Annotated in this window: 13 protein-coding genes and 1 pseudogene; 12 read left to right on the top strand and 2 right to left on the bottom strand. The window is 71.9% G+C overall.

Annotated elements, in window-relative coordinates:
* Window positions 1-89: 89 nt before the first annotated feature.
* Both RNL97_RS12065 and RNL97_RS12060 read left to right on the top strand, forming a co-directional pair.
* Window positions 90-1,526, top strand: coding sequence for an NAD-dependent malic enzyme (locus RNL97_RS12065; RefSeq protein WP_030591867.1), 1,437 nt, complete (start codon window positions 90-92; stop codon window positions 1,524-1,526).
* A 376-nt stretch (window positions 1,527-1,902) separates the two neighbouring features.
* On the top strand, window positions 1,903-2,184 hold the full coding sequence (locus tag RNL97_RS12060) for an HU family DNA-binding protein (protein WP_003968811.1): 282 nt from the start codon (window positions 1,903-1,905) through the stop codon (window positions 2,182-2,184).
* A gap of 110 nt (window positions 2,185-2,294) precedes the next feature.
* Here the strand turns inward: RNL97_RS12060 and RNL97_RS12055 are convergent, their stop codons facing one another.
* Window positions 2,295-2,750 (bottom strand): DUF2000 domain-containing protein, encoded by a 456-nt coding sequence (locus RNL97_RS12055; protein ID WP_243314131.1) that lies wholly within the window; start codon window positions 2,748-2,750, stop codon window positions 2,295-2,297.
* On the opposite strand from RNL97_RS12055, the pseudogene RNL97_RS12050 reads away from it, so the two are divergent.
* Window positions 2,749-3,600 (top strand): annotated as a pseudogene (locus RNL97_RS12050) (helix-turn-helix transcriptional regulator); the annotation flags it as partial. The gene RNL97_RS12055 and the pseudogene RNL97_RS12050 sit on opposite strands and share 2 nt — an antisense overlap.
* 127 nt (window positions 3,601-3,727) lie before the next feature.
* Here RNL97_RS12050 and murA read toward each other — a convergent pair.
* Window positions 3,728-5,068, bottom strand: coding sequence for a UDP-N-acetylglucosamine 1-carboxyvinyltransferase (gene murA / locus RNL97_RS12045; RefSeq protein WP_018488574.1), 1,341 nt, complete (start codon window positions 5,066-5,068; stop codon window positions 3,728-3,730).
* Window positions 5,069-5,355: 287 nt separating this feature from the next.
* On the opposite strand from murA, the gene RNL97_RS12040 reads away from it, so the two are divergent.
* The 9 genes from RNL97_RS12040 (at window position 5,356) to RNL97_RS12000 (ending at window position 16,647) form a co-directional block, all read left to right on the top strand.
* Complete coding sequence (locus RNL97_RS12040) at window positions 5,356-5,916, top strand: YqgE/AlgH family protein (protein WP_243314130.1); 561 nt, start codon at window positions 5,356-5,358, stop codon at window positions 5,914-5,916.
* Window positions 5,917-5,946: 30 nt separating this feature from the next.
* Window positions 5,947-6,243, top strand: coding sequence for a DUF3039 domain-containing protein (locus RNL97_RS12035; protein ID WP_006124925.1), 297 nt, complete (start codon window positions 5,947-5,949; stop codon window positions 6,241-6,243).
* A gap of 240 nt (window positions 6,244-6,483) precedes the next feature.
* On the top strand, window positions 6,484-7,788 hold the full coding sequence (locus RNL97_RS12030; protein WP_030591861.1) for an extracellular solute-binding protein: 1,305 nt from the start codon (window positions 6,484-6,486) through the stop codon (window positions 7,786-7,788).
* A 2-nt stretch (window positions 7,789-7,790) separates the two neighbouring features.
* Entirely contained in the window at window positions 7,791-8,777 is a 987-nt protein-coding gene (locus tag RNL97_RS12025; protein WP_030591859.1) for a carbohydrate ABC transporter permease, read from the top strand.
* Window positions 8,774-9,670 (top strand): carbohydrate ABC transporter permease, encoded by an 897-nt coding sequence (locus RNL97_RS12020; protein WP_030591857.1) that lies wholly within the window; start codon window positions 8,774-8,776, stop codon window positions 9,668-9,670. The genes RNL97_RS12025 and RNL97_RS12020 overlap by 4 nt, the downstream gene beginning before the upstream one ends.
* A gap of 4 nt (window positions 9,671-9,674) precedes the next feature.
* The gene (locus RNL97_RS12015) at window positions 9,675-11,378 is read left to right on the top strand and encodes a beta-N-acetylhexosaminidase (RefSeq protein ID WP_243314129.1); all 1,704 of its coding nucleotides are present in this window, start codon (window positions 9,675-9,677) and stop codon (window positions 11,376-11,378) included.
* Window positions 11,379-11,703: 325 nt separating this feature from the next.
* Entirely contained in the window at window positions 11,704-12,600 is an 897-nt protein-coding gene (locus RNL97_RS12010) for an FAD binding domain-containing protein (protein ID WP_030591853.1), read from the top strand.
* On the top strand, window positions 12,597-14,216 hold the full coding sequence (locus RNL97_RS12005; protein WP_313750682.1) for a (2Fe-2S)-binding protein: 1,620 nt from the start codon (window positions 12,597-12,599) through the stop codon (window positions 14,214-14,216). Before RNL97_RS12010 ends, RNL97_RS12005 begins: the two co-directional genes overlap by 4 nt.
* A gap of 76 nt (window positions 14,217-14,292) precedes the next feature.
* Window positions 14,293-16,647: a xanthine dehydrogenase family protein molybdopterin-binding subunit gene (locus tag RNL97_RS12000; RefSeq protein ID WP_313750681.1), complete on the top strand. Its 2,355-nt coding sequence runs from the start codon at window positions 14,293-14,295 to the stop codon at window positions 16,645-16,647.
* The last annotated feature ends 108 nt before the right edge of the window (window positions 16,648-16,755 follow it).

Raw genomic sequence — 16,755 nt, 5'->3', positions numbered from 1 at the left:
AGTCGGTAGGTGCGACGATCGGGGAGCGCATCCGGAACCCACGCTCCGGATGTGCGGCAATGAAGCTAAGGAAAGCGAAGGACTCGGCCATGGCAACGGCGCCCAGCGTCTCGTACTCGATGACGGTCCGGCTGGAGGTGCCCGCGAGCGGCACCGCGGTCTCCCAGCTCACCACGGCCGTCGAGTCCTCCGGGGGCTCGGTCACCGGCCTCGACGTGACCGCGTCCGGCCACGAGAAGCTGCGGATCGACGTCACCATCGCCGCCACCTCCACCTCGCACGCGGACGAGATCGTCGAAGGTCTGCGCGACATCGAGGGCGTCGTGCTGGGCAAGGTCTCCGACCGTACGTTCCTCATGCACCTCGGCGGCAAGATCGAGATGGCGTCCAAGCACCCCATCCGCAACCGTGACGACCTCTCGATGATCTACACCCCCGGCGTCGCCCGGGTCTGCATGGCCATCGCCGAGAACCCCGAGGACGCCCGCCGCCTGACCATCAAGCGCAACTCCGTCGCAGTTGTGACGGACGGCTCCGCGGTGCTCGGCCTCGGCAACATCGGCCCGAAGGCCGCGCTGCCCGTCATGGAGGGCAAGGCGGCCCTCTTCAAGCGCTTCGCCGGCATCGACGCCTGGCCGATCTGCCTGGACACCCAGGACACCGACGCCATCGTCGAGATCGTCAAGGCCATCGCCCCCGGCTTCGCGGGCATCAACCTGGAGGACATCTCCGCGCCGCGCTGCTTCGAGATCGAGGCCCGGCTGCGCGAGGCCCTCGACATCCCCGTCTTCCACGACGACCAGCACGGCACCGCCATCGTCGTGCTCGCCGCCCTCACCAACGCCCTGCGCGTGGTGGGCAAGAACATCGGCGACGTGCGGGTCGTCATGTCCGGCGCGGGAGCGGCCGGTACGGCCATCCTGAAGCTGCTCATCGCCGCGGGCGTCAAGCACGCGGTGGTCGCCGACATCCACGGAGTGGTGCACGCCGGACGCGAGGACCTGGTCGCGGCCGACCCCGACTCGCCGCTGCGCTGGATCGCCGACAACACCAACCCCGAGGGCGTCACCGGCACCCTCAAGGAGGCCGTCGTCGGCGCCGACGTCTTCATCGGCGTCTCCGCGCCGAACGTGCTGAACGGCGACGACGTCGCCGCGATGGCGGACGACGCGATCGTGTTCGCGCTCGCGAATCCGGACCCCGAGGTCGACCCCGCGATCGCCCGCCAGACGGCCGCGGTCGTCGCCACCGGGCGCTCGGACTTCCCCAACCAGATCAACAACGTGCTGGTCTTCCCGGGTGTCTTCCGCGGTCTGCTGGACGCTCAGTCCCGAACCGTCAACACGGAGATGATGCTCGCCGCCGCCGGCGCCCTGGCCGATGTGGTCGCCGAGGACGAGGTCAACGCGAACTACATCATCCCCTCGGTCTTCAACGACAAGGTCGCGGGCGCGGTCGCCGGAGCCGTCCGGGCCGCCGCGAAGGCCGCCGGCGTCACCGCGGTCGCCCCCTCCGCGACCCTCTGACCCGGCCGTTTCGAGGTCCTTTCGGGGGGTAGGCGCGAGTTACCCCGGGCCGCACCCGCCCGTGCCGTACGGCGCGTCGCGGGTCGCGGCGCCCCAAACGCCCCTTTAGGGTGGGCGGGCAGTGGGCCCTGCGGGGCCCGGCATCCGCTGCGGACCGCTCGGCCAAGTCGACGGAGCGTCACCACGAGCAAACCGTGGCGCTTTTCATCGGCCCCGAAGGGTTCCGGATTGGCTTTCCCGCCGCTGGTGGGGGCAGGATGCGTAATCGGGCGAGAGGGTCTGACATCAGACCCGGGTCCGGGGACTGTCAGAGGGCCCTGGCAGCATCGGCTTCGATCTCACGCCTCACAGGCAAGAAGAACACGGGAGTAACAACATGAACCGCAGTGAGCTGGTGGCCGCCCTGGCCGACCGCGCCGAGGTGACTCGCAAGGACGCCGACGCCGTGCTGGCCGCGCTCGCCGAGACCGTCGGTGAGATCGTCGCCAAGGGCGACGAGAAGGTCACCATCCCCGGTTTCCTGACCTTCGAGCGCACCCACCGTGCCGCTCGCACCGCGCGCAACCCGCAGACCGGCGACCCGATCAACATCCCCGCCGGCTACAGCGTGAAGGTCTCCGCGGGCTCGAAGCTCAAGGAAGCCGCCAAGGGCAAGTAACCCACGGCGCGACAAGGGCGGCCCCTCCCGACCAGGAGGGGCCGCCCTTACGCATGCCAGGGGCACATGCGCCCCGTACAGCCCCGCCGGTACGCCGGGGCCCCAGGGGCTCACGGATGCATCCGTGAGCCCTTCAGGACCTTGTCCACGGCGTTCCGCGGGCCGTACACGGCCAGACCCACCAGGTCCAGCGAGTCCCGCCCCACGGCCCGCACCGCCGCGCGGTTGTCCCGGTCGTTGCCCGTGCCGAACAGGTCCGAGGTGAACACGGCCACCTTCAGGGACCGGGAGAGCGCCTTCGTGTGCGCGCCGGTCAGCGTCTCCTTCGCCCCCTCGAAGACCAGCACCGGCTGCCGCAGCATCGGCAGGTACGCGGTCGCGTCGGCGTCCTCGTAGGGCTCGCCGATCACCTCCGGCGCCGCCGTCCCCAGGCCGCTCACCAGGAAGGCGGTCACATTCAGCCGCTGCCAGGTCTCCAGGTCGTCGCGGAGCAGCACCGCGATCTTCGTGTCGAAACGGACGGGCGGGGTCTCGTCGCCGCTCGCGTTCTCGTGCGTGTTTCCCATGGTTCGAGACTGGCCGCCGTCCCGCCGGAGCGTCTTGTACGTTCTTGGCGTGACCCGCGTGAGCCGCCCGCAGGAGATCTCGGCCTGGCGACCGTCCGTCGCCGGGGTCGTGGAGGTCTTCCATGCCCGCTTCACCGAGCACGCCTACCCCATGCACGTCCACGACGCCTGGACGCTCCTGATCGTCGACGACGGGGCCGTCCGCTACGACTTGGACCGCCACCAGCACGGCACCCCGGACGGCACCGTCAGCCTGCTGCCGCCGCAGGTCCCGCACAACGGTTCGCCCGCCACCCCGGAGGGGTTCCGCAAACGGGTGCTCTATCTGGACATGAGCCAGCTCGACGCGAGCCTCATCGGCCCCGCCGTGGACACCCCGGACCTGGCCGACCCGCTGCTGCGCTCCCGCGTCGCCCGGCTGCACACCGCCCTCGCCGACCCGGGTGACGCGCTGGAGGCGGAGAGCCGCCTGGCGTTCGTCGGGGAGCGGCTGCGCGGCCATCTGCGGCCCGTGGAAGCCCCGGAGCGCACCCGGCCCGGTCCGGGCGTAGCGCGGGACCTGCGCGAGCTGCTGGACGAGCGGCTGCGGGAGGGCGTCACGCTCGCCGAGGCCGCCGGGCTGGTCCACGCGCACCCGACCCATCTCGTACGGGCCTTCAGCGCCGCCTACGCGATGCCGCCGCACCAGTACGTGACGGCCCGCCGGGTGGACCACGCCCGCCGCCTGCTGCTGGAGGGCATGCCGCCGGGAGAGGCGGCCGTCGCGGTCGGCTTCCACGACCAGTCCCACCTCACCCGGCACTTCAAGCGGATCGCGGGCACCACGCCGGGCCGGTTCGCGCGTTCGCGTGGGCTTCCCCGGGCCTGTGAGGGGCCGGGCGGTGGCCTGCGAAGGGAAAACCCGGCGCCCCGGCCCCCTCGGCGAGGGGACCGGGGCGCCGGGTGCGCAGTGCTGTGTGCGGCAGCACTGGGCGGCGTCAGACCAGGGAACCGCCCGGCAGCTCCACCTTCGCGCCGAGCTTCTCCAGCTTCTCCATGAAGTTCTCGTAACCGCGGTTGATCAGGTCGATGCCGTGCACCCGGGAGGTGCCCTGCGCCGCCAGCGCCGCGATCAGGTACGAGAAGCCGCCCCGGAGGTCCGGGATGACCAGGTCCGCGCCTTGCAGCTTGGTCGGTCCGGAGACGACCGCCGAGTGCAGGAAGTTGCGCTGGCCGAAGCGGCAGTCCGAACCGCCCAGGCACTCGCGGTAGAGCTGGATGTGCGCGCCCATCTGGTTGAGCGCGGAGGTGAAGCCGAGCCGCGACTCGTACACCGTCTCGTGGACGATCGACAGGCCCGCGGCCTGCGTCAGCGCCACGACCAGCGGCTGCTGCCAGTCGGTCTGGAAGCCGGGGTGCACGTCCGTCTCCAGCGCGATGGCGTTGAGCGCGCCGCCCGGGTGCCAGAAGCGGATGCCCTCGTCGTCGATCTCGAAGGCGCCGCCGACCTTGCGGTAGGTGTTCAGGAAGGTCATCATCGAGCGCTGCTGGGCGCCGCGCACATAGATGTTGCCCTCGGTCGCCAGCGCCGCCGACGCCCAGGAGGCCGCCTCCAGGCGGTCCGGGATCGCCCGGTGGGTGTACCCGTCGAGCCTGTCGACACCGGTGATCCGGATGGTCCGGTCGGTGTCCATGGAGATGATCGCGCCCATCTTCTGCAGTACGCAGATGAGGTCCTCGATCTCCGGCTCGACGGCCGCGTTGGACAGCTCGGTGACGCCCTCGGCGAGGACGGCGGTGAGCAGCACCTGCTCGGTGGAGCCCACCGACGGGTACGGCAGCCGGATCTTGGTGCCGCGCAGCCGCTGCGGGGCCTCCAGGTACTGGCCGTCGGCCCGCTTCTCGATGGTCGCGCCGAACTGGCGCAGCACCTCGAAGTGGAAGTCGATCGGCCGGCCGCCGATGTCGCAGCCGCCCAGGCCCGGGATGAAGGCGTGGCCGAGGCGGTGCAGCAGGGGGCCGCAGAACAGGATCGGGATGCGCGAAGAACCCGCGTGGGCATCGATGTCGGCGACGTTCGCCGACTCGACGTGCGAGGGGTCGAGGATCAGTTCGCCCGGCTCGTCGCCGGGGCGGACGGTGACGCCGTGCAGCTGGAGGAGTCCCCGGACCACCCGTACGTCACGGATGTCGGGAACGTTGCGGAGGCGGCTGGGCCCGCTGCCGAGCAGCGCGGCGACCATGGCCTTCGGCACCAGGTTCTTGGCGCCTCGGACGCGGATCTCGCCCTCCAGCGGGGTGCCGCCGTGGACAAGCAGGACATCGTCTGTGCCGGTCATGTATCTCGCGTTCCGGAGTGGTCGGGCAGGGGGCCAACGAAAAGGGTAATGGCCTCCTACCCCCGTTCCGTAAGGCGAAGGGGGGTGTACGAACGTCATGAATCCGCCACAACACCCTCCGCACATCCGATCTTGCGGAGGGTTACCGTCCGGATGGCCCACGGCGTCCCCGCCCGGCGGTGCGCTCCCCGTGCCTCCGTGCGCCCTGAGCTGCGCTCGCTCTCCTGAGGGCGGCATCACGGGCACGCGTCCCCCGCGAAGGGCGAAGATGCGGGATCATTCGTGCCATGACCGAGGTGTCCTCGCTCACAGGGCGACTGCTCGTGGCCGCACCCGCGCTCACGGACCCGAATTTCGACCGCGCGGTGGTGCTGCTCCTCGACCACGACGAGGAGGGCTCCCTCGGCGTGGTCCTCAACCGCCCGACCCCGGTCGGCGTCGGCGACATCCTCGCGTCCTGGGCCGCCCTGACCGGTGAACCGGGCGTCGTCTTCCAGGGCGGCCCGGTCTCGCTCGACTCCGCGCTCGGCGTGGCGGTGATCCCCGGCGACGAGGGGCCGCTCGGCTGGCGGCGGGTGCACGGGGCGATCGGCCTGGTCGATCTGGAGACCCCGCCGGAGCTGCTCGGCCCCGCCATCGGCTCGCTGCGGATCTTCGCCGGGTACGCGGGGTGGGGCCCCGGTCAGCTGGAGGGCGAGCTGACCGGGGGTGCGTGGTACGTGGTCGAGTCCGAGCCCGGTGACGTCTCGTCCCCGCGCCCCGAACACCTCTGGCGTGCGGTGCTCCGCCGCCAGCGCAGCGAGCTCGCGATGATCGCCACGTATCCGGACGACCCTTCGCTCAACTGATGCCCGTCTCTTTCAGTACCCTTGGCGGTTATGAGCACTCTTGAGCCCGATCGCGGGGCAGGTACGGGGACCCTCGTCGAGCCGACGCCGCAGGTGTCGAGGGGCGACGGCGACCACGAGCGCTACGCCCATTACGTCCAGAAGGACAAGATCATGGCGAGCGCCCTGGAGGGCACTCCCGTGGTCGCGCTGTGCGGAAAGGTCTGGGTACCGGGGCGCGACCCCAAGAAGTACCCGGTCTGTCCCATGTGCAAGGAGATCTACGAGTCCATGGGCGCCGGCGGCGACAAGGACAAGGGCAAGGGCGGCGGCAAGGACAAGAAGTAGGTCCGGCCCCCACCCCTGCCGAAGGCCCCCGGGGCGTGCGACACCGCACGCCCCGGGGGCCTTTCGCCTGCCCGCTCACGGAAGGTGACCGCGCGGTCGCGTTGCACGGGCTGCATCCGCTGGTCACAGAGTGGTCGAGACCACTTGTCGTCGCCGGAACGCGGATCTACTCTCCTGCCAGTTGTGCAGAACGAAACGCACGTTGCACATGATGCAACGTTTGACCGGTAGGGGTTCCGGATGAAGCTTTCTGCCCGAATTGCCACCCCGGCTGCGGCGCTTGTGCTGGCCGGCCTTACCGCCACCGCCTGTGCGCCGCAGACCTCCGACACCAGTGCGAAGGGTGACGACAAGAGCGGCACGCTCCGTGTCTGGCTCTTCCAGGAGGTCGGCAACAAACCCAAGGAGAAGGTCGTCGACGCGGCCGTCGCCGACTTCGAGAAGGCCCACAAGGGTGCGAAGGTCGAGGTCGAGTACATACCCGTCGACACCCGGGCGCAGCGCATCAAGGCGGCGTTCAACGACCCCGAGAGCGCCCCGGACCTCATCGAGTACGGCAACAGCGACACCGCCGGATACGTCAAGGACGGCGGACTCGCCGATGTCACCGAGGAGTTCGGCGCCTGGGGCGAGGCCAAGGACACCGACCCGATCGCCAAGCAGTCCGTCACCGTGGACGGCAAGGTCTACGGCGCGCCCTTCTTCGTCGGCGTCCGGGCCCTCTACTACCGCACCGACGTCTTCAAGGACCTCGGCATCGATCCCCCCAAGTCCCAGGCCGAACTGATCTCCACCGCCAAGAAGATCCGCAAGGCGAAGCCCGACCTCTACGGCCTCGCGGTCGGCGGCGCGTACACCTACGGCGCGATGCCCTTCATCTGGGCCAACGGCGGCGAACTCGCCGGCGAGACCGGCGGGAAGTTCACCTCCGGCATCAACAGCGAGAAGTCCCGCAAGGGCATCGAGGCGTACACCTCCCTCTTCGGCGACGACAACTGCCCGGCCGCCAAGTGCGCCTCCATGGGCGGCAACGCCACCGTGACCGCCTTCGCCTCCGGCAAGGCCGCCATGGCCATCGGCGGCGACTTCAGCCACGCGGCCGTCGAAGCGGGCGCGGTCAAGGGCAAATACGCCGTCGTCCCCCTGCCGGGCGTCGCCGAGGGTTCCATCGCCCCGGCCTTCGCGGGCGGCAACAACCTCGGCGTCCTCAAGAGCAGTTCGCACCGCACCCTCGCCGTCGACCTGATGAAGTCGCTGTCCGGCAAGAAGACCCAGGCCCAGATGTTCGACGCGATGGGGTTCCTGCCCACCTACACCGACGTCCTGGACAACGCCGCGAAGAAGGAGCCCTTCGTCGCCCCGTTCGTCCAGACCCTCGGCGCGGGCGCCAAGTTCGTCCCCGCCTCGCCCGCCTGGGGCCAGATCGACGCCTCGCTGGTCCTGCCGACGATGTTCCAGGAGATCGTCTCCGGCCGTAAGGGCGTGGCGAAGGCCTCGGACGACGCGGCGAAGAAGATGGACGCGGCCTTCACCGAAGCCGGCTGACGATGACCACCCACCCCTCTCCGCTCAAGGCCCCGCCCCCGGGCGCGGCCGGGGCGGGCGGCGCCACCCCGGCCGCCCGCCCGCCCCGGCGCACCCGGTCCGCCTCGCCCGCGAACCGCTCCGGCTGGACCCCGTGGCTCTACCTCCTGCCGGCGCTCGTCCTGCTCGCCGGACTGCTGGTCTACCCGATCTACCAGCTCGGCCTGATCTCGTTCCTGGAATACACCCAGGCCCAGGTCAGCGGCGGCGAACCCACCACTTTCCAGGGGTTCGGCAACTACGCGACGCTCTTCAACGACAGCCAGTTCTGGCAGGTCCTCCTCGCCACCGTGCTCTTCGCCGCGGCCTGCGTGGTCTCCACCCTGGTCGTCGGCTGCGCGCTCGCCGTCCTGCTCACCCGCATCCGCGCCCTGCCCCGGCTCGCGCTGATGATGGCGGCGCTCGGCGCCTGGGCGACCCCCGCGATCACCGGCTCCACCGTCTGGGTCTTCCTCTTCGACCCCGACTTCGGACCGGTCAACAAGGTGCTCGGACTCGGCGACTTCTCCTGGACGTACGGCCGCTACAGCGCCTTCGCGCTCGTGCTCCTCGAAGTCCTGTGGTGCTCCTTCCCGTTCGTGATGGTCACCGTGTACGCGGGCATCCGGGCCATCCCCACCGAGGTGCTGGAGGCCGCCTCGCTGGACGGCGCGTCCCAGTGGCGGATCTGGCGCACCATCATGGCGCCGATGCTCAAGCCCATCCTGATCGTCGTCACCATCCAGTCGATCATCTGGGACTTCAAGGTCTTCACCCAGATCTACGTCATGACCAACGGCGGCGGCATCGCCGGCCAGAACCTGGTGCTCAACGTGTACGCGTACCAGAAGGCGTTCGCGTCCTCGCAGTACAGCCTCGGATCCGCGATCGGCGTCGTGATGCTGGTGATCCTGCTGGCCGTCACGCTGGTCTATCTGCGCCTGGTGAGGCGCCAGGGGGAGGAACTGTGAGCGCGACGACCGGCAGCGCCGTACGGACACGTCCCGGAGGAGGCGGTGGCGTACGGGCGCTGCTCCGCGTCAAGCGTCCCGGCAGGCTGGCCGCCGAGGCCGCCGCCCTGCTCATCGCCGTCGCGGTCGCCTTCCCGCTGTACTGGATGGTGCTCTCCGCCTTCAAACCGGCCGGGGAGATCCAGTCCACCGACGCCCGCCCCTGGACGCTGGCGCCCTCGCTCGACTCGTTCCGCCGGGTCTTCGAACAGCAGGACTTCGGCCGCTACTTCCTCAACAGCCTGCTGGTGGCGGGCACGGTCGTCATCCTCTCCGCGCTGGTCGCGTTCCTGGCCGCCACCGCCGTGACCCGCTTCCGCTTCAGGTTCCGCACCACCTTGCTGATCATGTTCCTGGTCGCACAGATGGTGCCGGTGGAGGCGCTGGCCATCCCGCTGTTCTTCCTGATGCGGGACTTCGGCCAGCTGAACACGCTCGGCTCGCTGATCCTGCCCCACCTCGCCTTCTCACTGCCGTTCGCCATCTGGATGCTGCGCGGCTTCGTCAAGGCCGTCCCCGAGGCCCTGGAGGAGGCCGCCTACATCGACGGGGCCAGCCGTACGCGGTTCCTGTGGCAGATCCTCTTCCCGCTGGTCTTCCCGGGCCTGGTCGCCACCAGCGTCTTCTCCTTCATCACCACGTGGAACGACTTCCTGTTCGCGAAGTCGTTCATCATCAGCGACACCTCCCAGTCGACGCTGCCGATGGCGCTGCTGGTCTTCTTCAAGCCGGACGAGAACGACTGGGGAGGGATCATGGCAGCCTCGACGGTGATGACCATCCCCGTACTGGTCTTCTTCGTACTCGTACAGCGACGCCTCGTCTCCGGACTGGGCGGAGCGGTTAAGGACTGATGTCATGACCCCCCAGAATCCCGCCCCCGCGGGAGCCGTGGACACCTCAGCCCTCGGCCTGGTCCCGGCCCCGCGCACCCTGACCGCGGCCGCCGCCGGGCCGTATCCGCTCGGCTACACGACCCCGCTGACCGCCGCACCGGGCACCGAGGGCGTCGCCCGCTGGCTGCGCGCCACCCTCGGCCCGCCCACCGGACTGCCCCTGCCCGAAGGCGACGGCACCGGCACGGGCGCGGGCGACGGCTCCGGCTCGACCGGGCGTGGCATCGTGCTGGCGCTCGACGAGTCGCTCGCCCCCGAGGGATACCGCCTGGCCGTCGAGGCCAACGCCGTACGCATCACGGGCGGCACCGCGGCAGGCGTCTTCCGCGGCGCGCAGACCCTCCGTCAGCTCCTCGGCGCGGACGCCTTCCGCCGCGCCCCCCTCGCCCCCGGCCGCACCTGGGAGGTCCCGCCGGTCGTCGTCGAGGACGAACCCCGCTTCGGCTGGCGCGGAATGATGCTCGACGTCTCCCGGCACTTCCTGCCCAAGGACGACGTCCTGCGCTACCTGGACCTGCTGGCCGCCCACAAGCTGAACGTCTTCCACTTCCACCTCACCGACGACCAGGGCTGGCGCATCGAGATCAAGCGCTACCCGCGCCTCACCGAGGTCGGCTCCTGGCGCTCGCGCACCAAGTACGGCCACCGGGCCTCCGAGCTGTGGGACGAGACGCCCTACGGCGGCTTCTACACCCAGGACGACATCCGCGAGATCGTCGCCTACGCCGCCGAGCGGCACATCCGGGTCGTCCCCGAGATCGACATCCCGGGCCACTCGCAGGCCGCGATCAGCGCCTACCCCGAGCTGGGCAACACCGACGTCATCGACACCACCACCCTCTCCGTCTGGGACACCTGGGGCGTCAACCCGAACGTACTCGCCCCCACCGACACCACCCTGCGCTTCTTCGAGGGCGTCCTGGAGGAGGTGCTGGAGCTCTTCCCCGCCGAGATCTCGCCCTTCGTCCACATGGGCGGCGACGAGTGCCCCAAGGACCAGTGGAAGGAGTCCCCGCTCGCCCAGGCCCGGATCGCCGAACTCGGCGTGAAGGACGAGGACGGCCTCCAGTCCTGGTTCATCCGCCACTTCGACGCCTGGCTCACCGCCCGTGGCCGCCGCCTCATCGGCTGGGACGAGATCCTCGAAGGCGGCCTCGCCGAAGGGGCCGCGGTCTCCTCCTGGCGCGGTTACGGCGGCGGCATCGCGGCCGCCGAGGCCGGGCACGACGTCGTCATGTGCCCCGAGCAGCAGGTGTACCTGGACCACCGTCAGGACGGCGGCCCCCACGAGCCGATGCCCATCGGATACGTACGGACCCTGGAGGACGTCTACCGCTTCGAGCCCGTCCCGCCGGGCCTGAGCGAGGAGGCGGCCCGTCACATCCTGGGCACCCAGGCCAACGTGTGGACCGAGGTCATGCAGAACCGGGCCCGCGTCGACTACCAGGTCTTCCCGCGCCTCGCCGCCTTCGCCGAGGTCGCCTGGTCGACCCTGCCCGCCCCGGCCGACCGGGACTTCGCCGCCTTCGAAGCCCGGATGCGGGCCCACTACGCCCGCCTCGACGCCCTCGGTGTCGACTACCGCCCGCCGGGCGGCCCCTACCCCCGCCACCAGCGCCCCGGCATCCTCGGCCGCCCGCTGGAGGGGGAGCCTCCGGTGGTGTGACCCCGCGCCCCGGCCCCCGTCGGCCGCAGCCGTCCTCCGGGACCGCTGCGGCCGACGCGCGTGCGGTGCCGCCGCCGGCCCGGAACGGAGCGAGGGAACGAAGGGCGTAAGTCGTACAAGCCTCGCTGAAGAGTGGCAATTCACCTTCCCCGCCGAAGACATGCGAAACCGGAACATCCCGCAGGTCAGGGACGGAACCGTCCTTCGCGGACCCTCGCTCCGGTCCGATCGGAAGATGTGCCAGAGTTGCCACGTCCGGGCTGTGAACACGTACCGTACGGCGGAACAGGCCAGACAGCCGGGAGACCGGGAAGGGGCAGCTGGGTTGACCACGCACGCACCGCAGGCGACGCAGTCGGTGACGCTGCCGGCCTCGTTGGACGAGGCCGTGGCGGCTCTCGGCGCCATGCCCGCAGCCGTTCCGGTTGCAGGGGGCACGGACCTGATGGCAGCCGTCAACAAGGGGCTGCTGCGCCCCTCGGGGCTGGTCGGCCTCGGCCGGATCAGCGAGCTGCGCGGCTGGCACTACCAGGACGGCCACGCGCTCCTGGGCGCCGGACTCACCCACGCCCGGATGGGACGCCCGGACTTCGCCGCCCTCATCCCCGCCCTCGCCGCCTCCGCCCGCGCCGCGGGCCCGCCCCAGATCCGCAACGCCGGAACGCTCGGCGGCAACATCGTCACCTCCGCGCCCACCGGCGACGCCCTGCCGGTGCTGGCCGCGCTGGAGGCCGAACTCGTCATCGCGGGCCCCGAGGGCGCCCGCCGCGAGATCCCCGTCTCCCATCTGCTGGCGGGCCGCGAACTGCTGGAGCCCGCAGAGCTGATCGGCTTCGTCCGCGTACCGCTGCTGCACGCCCCGCAGGTCTTCCTGAAGGCCACCGGCCGCACCGGCCCCGGCCGCGCCACCGCCTCGGTCGCCATCGTCCTGGACCCGGCCCGCAGGGGCGTGCGCTGCGCGGTCGGCGCCATCGCCCCGATGCCGCTGCGCCCGCTGGAGGCTGAGCAGTGGATCGCCTCGCTGATCGACTGGGACGGCGAGCGGGGCCTGGCCCCCGACGCGCTGGCCGCCTTCGGCGAGTACGTCGCCGCGGCCTGCATCCCGGACCACGCACCACCGGCCGACGGGTCAGAGGCCCCGCCGCTGTCCCCGGCCGTCCTGCACCTGCGGCGCACCGTCGCCGCGCTCGCCCGACGCGCGCTGGGGAGGGCACTGTCGTGAGCAATGAGGAAAACCCCCACCAGCAGCACGGGCAGGGGGGGTATTCCGAGGGCCCGGACCCGCGGTACGGCGGCTGGGAGCCGACCCCGCAGGGCGACGGCTTCGACGCCGACGCCACCGCGGCCGACGCCACCGCGTTCGTCCACCTGTCGCCGGAGGACCTGGCGAACATCCCGCTGGCCGCCCCCGGCCACGGGTACGTACCGCCGATGATCGTTCCGCTGACCCCGGCCGCCGGCCTGGACCCGGCGGCGACGGGCAGTTGGGTGATCCAGACGCAGACCCAGCAGGCGCAGGCGGAGCAGCGCGCCCAGGAGGCTGCCGCCGCGCACGAGGCCGCCGCCCGGGAGACCGGGGCGATCCACTGGCCCGACCCGAACCGACAGGGCGGTTACCAGGGCCCCTACCAGGACACCTCGCACGCCACGGCCCAGTGGAACTTCACCGAGGCTCTGGGCGAGCCGGCACGGGCCCCGGAGTCGACGGCCCCGGAGGCGGCCCAGGCGGCCGGGGAGGCAGACGCTTCGGCCCACACGGGTCACACCGCACACACGGGCCACACGGGTCAGTGGACGATCCCGGTCGCGGACGGGGATCTCCCGGACGAATCGGGCGAGTTCCTGGCGTCGGCGCACACCCCGCAGTGGTACGCGGACAGCGCCCGCCCGGCCACGCTGCCCGGCGGCGCGCCCGCCCCCTGGGCGACCCCGGCCGCACCGGAACCGGAGGCCGCACCGGTACCGGAGGCCGCTCCGGTACCGGTGGCGGAGGAGCCCGAGGAGCGGGAACCGGTGGCGGTGTCCCCGGCCGCGGTGCCCGAAGCCGAGCCGGAAGCCGAAGAGAACGCATCCGAGGGGGGCGGAGCGGAGCCGCTCCCGGAAGGGGAAGGGGAAGCGGAACCGAACGCGGGAGCGGAGGCGGAGGCTGTCGCAGACACCGGCCTCACCGCGACCGAAACCGCCGGCTCCACGGCCCCCGCGGATGGCACGCCCGCCGCCACCGACGAGGCCCCCGCCCTCCCCGACGTACCGAGCGAGCACCCCGCCGCGTCCTACCTGCTCCATGTGAACGGCGTGGACCGCCCGGTCAGCGACGCCTGGATCGGCGAGTCCCTGCTCTACGTGCTCCGCGAGCGCCTCGGTCTGGCCGGGGCCAAGGACGGCTGCTCGCAGGGCGAGTGCGGGGCGTGCAACGTCCAGGTCGACGGCCGGCTGGTCGCCTCCTGCCTGGTCCCCGCGGCCACGGCGGCGGGCAGCGAGGTGCGGACGGTCGAGGGCCTGGCCGTCGACGGCGAACCGTCCGACGTCCAGCGCGCCCTGTCCGCCTGCGGAGCCGTCCAGTGCGGCTTCTGCATCCCCGGCATGGCGATGACCGTCCACGACCTGCTGGAGGGCAACCACGCCCCCAGCGAGCTGGAGACCCGCCAGGCGCTCTGCGGCAACCTCTGCCGCTGTTCCGGCTACCGGGGCGTCCTCGACGCGGTGGCGGACGTCGTCGCGGCGCGCGAGGCGAACGCCGAGGCGGCCACGGACGAGGCGCGCATCCCGCACCAGGCCGAGCCGGGCGCCGGCGGCGTGCAGCAGGGCCCCCACCCGCACGAGGGAGAGGCGCTGTGAGGCACGCCCGCGGCCCCGCCGTGCCGGAGCGGCACACGCGAAACCGGCAGCACCACGTGATCGACAAGGAGGCGGCGTGAGCAGCGACGCGGCCAACGCGACCAGCACCAGTCTGCCCAGGATCGACGCGCTGAGCGGCGGATCCGGCGGCGGCCCGGACCAGGACCTGGAGCAGCCCCGGATGGGCCTCGGGTCGTCGCTCCCCGCCGCCGACGCCCGGGCGAAGACCGAGGGCACCTTCCCGTACGCCGCCGACCTCTGGGCCGAGGGACTGCTGTGGGCGGCCGTGCTGCGCTCCCCGCACCCGCACGCGCGGATCCTGTCCATCGACACCTCGGGCGCCGAGGAGATGCCCGGGGTGCGGGCGGTCGTCACGCACGAGGACGTGCCGGGGGAGAGCAACTACGGCCGCCACGTGGTGGACCGCCCGGTGTTCGCCTCCGACCTGGTCCGCCACCACGGCGAGGCGATCGCCGCGGTGGCCGCGGACCATCCGGACACGGCTCGGCTGGCCGCCGCCGCCATCGCCGTACGGTACGAGGTGCTGGAGCCGGTCACGGACCCGGAGAAGGCGTTCGCGGCGGAGCCCCTGCACCCCGACGGCAACCTGATCCGGCACATCCCGCTGCGCTACGGCGACGCGGAGGCGACGGGCGAGGTCGTGGTGGAGGGCCTGTACCGCATCGGCCGCCAGGACCCGGCCCCGATCGGCGCCGAGGCGGGCCTCGCCGTGCCGAGGCCCGACGGCGGCGTCGAGATCTACACCGCCTCCACCGACCCGCACACCGACCGCGATCTGATCGCGGCCTGCTTCGGCCTGGAGCCGGACCGGGTCAAGGTCGTCGTGACCGGGGTGCCGGGAGCGACCGGCGACCGCGAGGACCCGGGCTTCCAGATCCCGCTGGGCCTGCTGGCGCTGCGCACCGGCTGCCCGGTGAAGCTGGCCGCGAGCCGCGAGGAGTCCTTCCTCGGCCACACCCACCGCCACCCCACCCTCCTGCGCTACCGCCACCACGCGGACGCGGAGGGCCGGCTGGTCAAGGTGGAGGCCCAGATCCTCCTGGACGCGGGCGCGTACGCCGACGCCTCCTCCGAATCCCTGGCCGCCGCCGTGGCGTTCGCCTGCGGCCCGTACGTCGTCCCGCACGCCTTCATCGAGGGCTGGGCGGTCCGCACGAACAACCCGCCCTCGGGCCACGTACGCGGCGAGGGCGCGATGCAGGTCTGCGCGGCGTACGAGGGCCAGATGGACAAGCTGGCCGCGAAGCTGGGCATCGACCCGGCCGAGCTGCGCCTGCGCAACACGCTGTCCACCGGCGACATCCTGCCCACCGGCCAGACGGTGACCTGCCCGGCCCCGGTGGCCGAACTGCTCCGCGCGGTCCGCGACTTCCCCCTCCCCGCCCTCCCCAAGGACGCCCCGGAGGACGACTGGCTGCTGCCGGGCGGCCCCGAGGGCGCGGGGGAGCCGGGGGCGGTGCGCCGGGGCGTGGGCTACGGCCTGGGCATGGTCCACATGCTCGGCGCCGAGGGCACGGACGAGGTCTCCACGGCCACGGTCCGGGTCCACGACGGGGTGGCCACGGTCATCTGCGCGGCGGTGGAGACGGGCCAGGGCTTCACGACGCTCGCCCGCCAGATCGTCCAGGAGACCCTGGGCGTCGAAGAGGTCCACGTAGCGGCGGTCGACACCGACCAGCCCCCCGCGGGCCCGGCCACGCACGGCCGCCACACCTGGGTGTCGGGCGGGGCGGTGGAACGCGCGGCGAAGATGGTCCGCACCCAGCTCCTCCAGCCGCTGGCCCACAAGTTCGGCATGTCCACCGAACTGCTCCAGATCGCCGACGGCAAGATCACCTCGTACGACGGGGTGCTCTCCACCACCGTCACGGAGGCCATGGACGGCAAGGAACTCTGGGCCACCGCCCAGTGCCGCCCCCACCCCACGGAACCGCTGGACGAGGCGGGCCAGGGCGACGCGTTCGTCGGTCTCGCCTTCTGCGCGGTACGGGCGGTGGTCGACGTCGACATCGAGCTCGGCTCGGTCCGAGTGGTCGAGATGGCGGTCGCCCAGGACGTGGGCCGCGTCCTGAACCCGGCCCAGCTGGCCATCCGCATCGAGGCAGGCATCACCCAGGGCATCGGCGCGGCCCTCACGGAGAACCTCCGCACCGCGAAGGGCCTCATCCGCCACCCCGACCTGACGGGCTACGCGCTCCCGACGGCACTGGACGCCCCGGACATCCGCATCGTCAAACTGGTCGAGGAACGCGACGTGGTGGCCCCCTTCGGCGCGAAGCCCGCGTCGGCCGTCCCGGTCGTCACGGCCCCGGCCGCGGTGGCCTCAGCGGTCCGCTCGGCAACAGGCCGTCCGGTGAACCGCCTGCCGATCAGGCCGCAGGCAGCGGTGGCGACCGCCCCGAAGGCCTGAGACGCCCGCCGCTCCTCAAGGCTGAGGGCGTACCGCGGCGACGGTCCCGCTCGGGCGTTCAGCGCTCAGCGGGGACCGTCGTCGACGGGGGCCCGGAGGTCGGATCCG

Origin of the sequence: Streptomyces parvus (assembly GCF_032121415.1) — a bacterium.
GTDB lineage: Bacteria > Actinomycetota > Actinomycetes > Streptomycetales > Streptomycetaceae > Streptomyces > Streptomyces globisporus_A.
This window is presented reverse-complemented; position numbering and strand designations above follow the sequence as displayed.

What these genes read in the sequence shown, in the direction of transcription:
- RNL97_RS12025 (WP_030591859.1), top strand. Translation starts at nt 7,791, where the DNA reads ATGACCACCCACCCCTCTCCGCTCAAGGCCCCGCCCCCGGGCGCGGCC.
- RNL97_RS12065 (WP_030591867.1), top strand. Translation starts at nt 90, where the DNA reads ATGGCAACGGCGCCCAGCGTCTCGTACTCGATGACGGTCCGGCTGGAG.
- RNL97_RS12055 (WP_243314131.1), bottom strand. Translation starts at nt 2,750, where the DNA reads ATGGGAAACACGCACGAGAACGCGAGCGGCGACGAGACCCCGCCCGTC.
- RNL97_RS12060 (WP_003968811.1), top strand. Translation starts at nt 1,903, where the DNA reads ATGAACCGCAGTGAGCTGGTGGCCGCCCTGGCCGACCGCGCCGAGGTG.
- RNL97_RS12030 (WP_030591861.1), top strand. Translation starts at nt 6,484, where the DNA reads ATGAAGCTTTCTGCCCGAATTGCCACCCCGGCTGCGGCGCTTGTGCTG.
- RNL97_RS12015 (WP_243314129.1), top strand. Translation starts at nt 9,675, where the DNA reads ATGACCCCCCAGAATCCCGCCCCCGCGGGAGCCGTGGACACCTCAGCC.
- murA (WP_018488574.1), bottom strand. Translation starts at nt 5,068, where the DNA reads ATGACCGGCACAGACGATGTCCTGCTTGTCCACGGCGGCACCCCGCTG.
- RNL97_RS12040 (WP_243314130.1), top strand. Translation starts at nt 5,356, where the DNA reads ATGACCGAGGTGTCCTCGCTCACAGGGCGACTGCTCGTGGCCGCACCC.
- RNL97_RS12035 (WP_006124925.1), top strand. Translation starts at nt 5,947, where the DNA reads ATGAGCACTCTTGAGCCCGATCGCGGGGCAGGTACGGGGACCCTCGTC.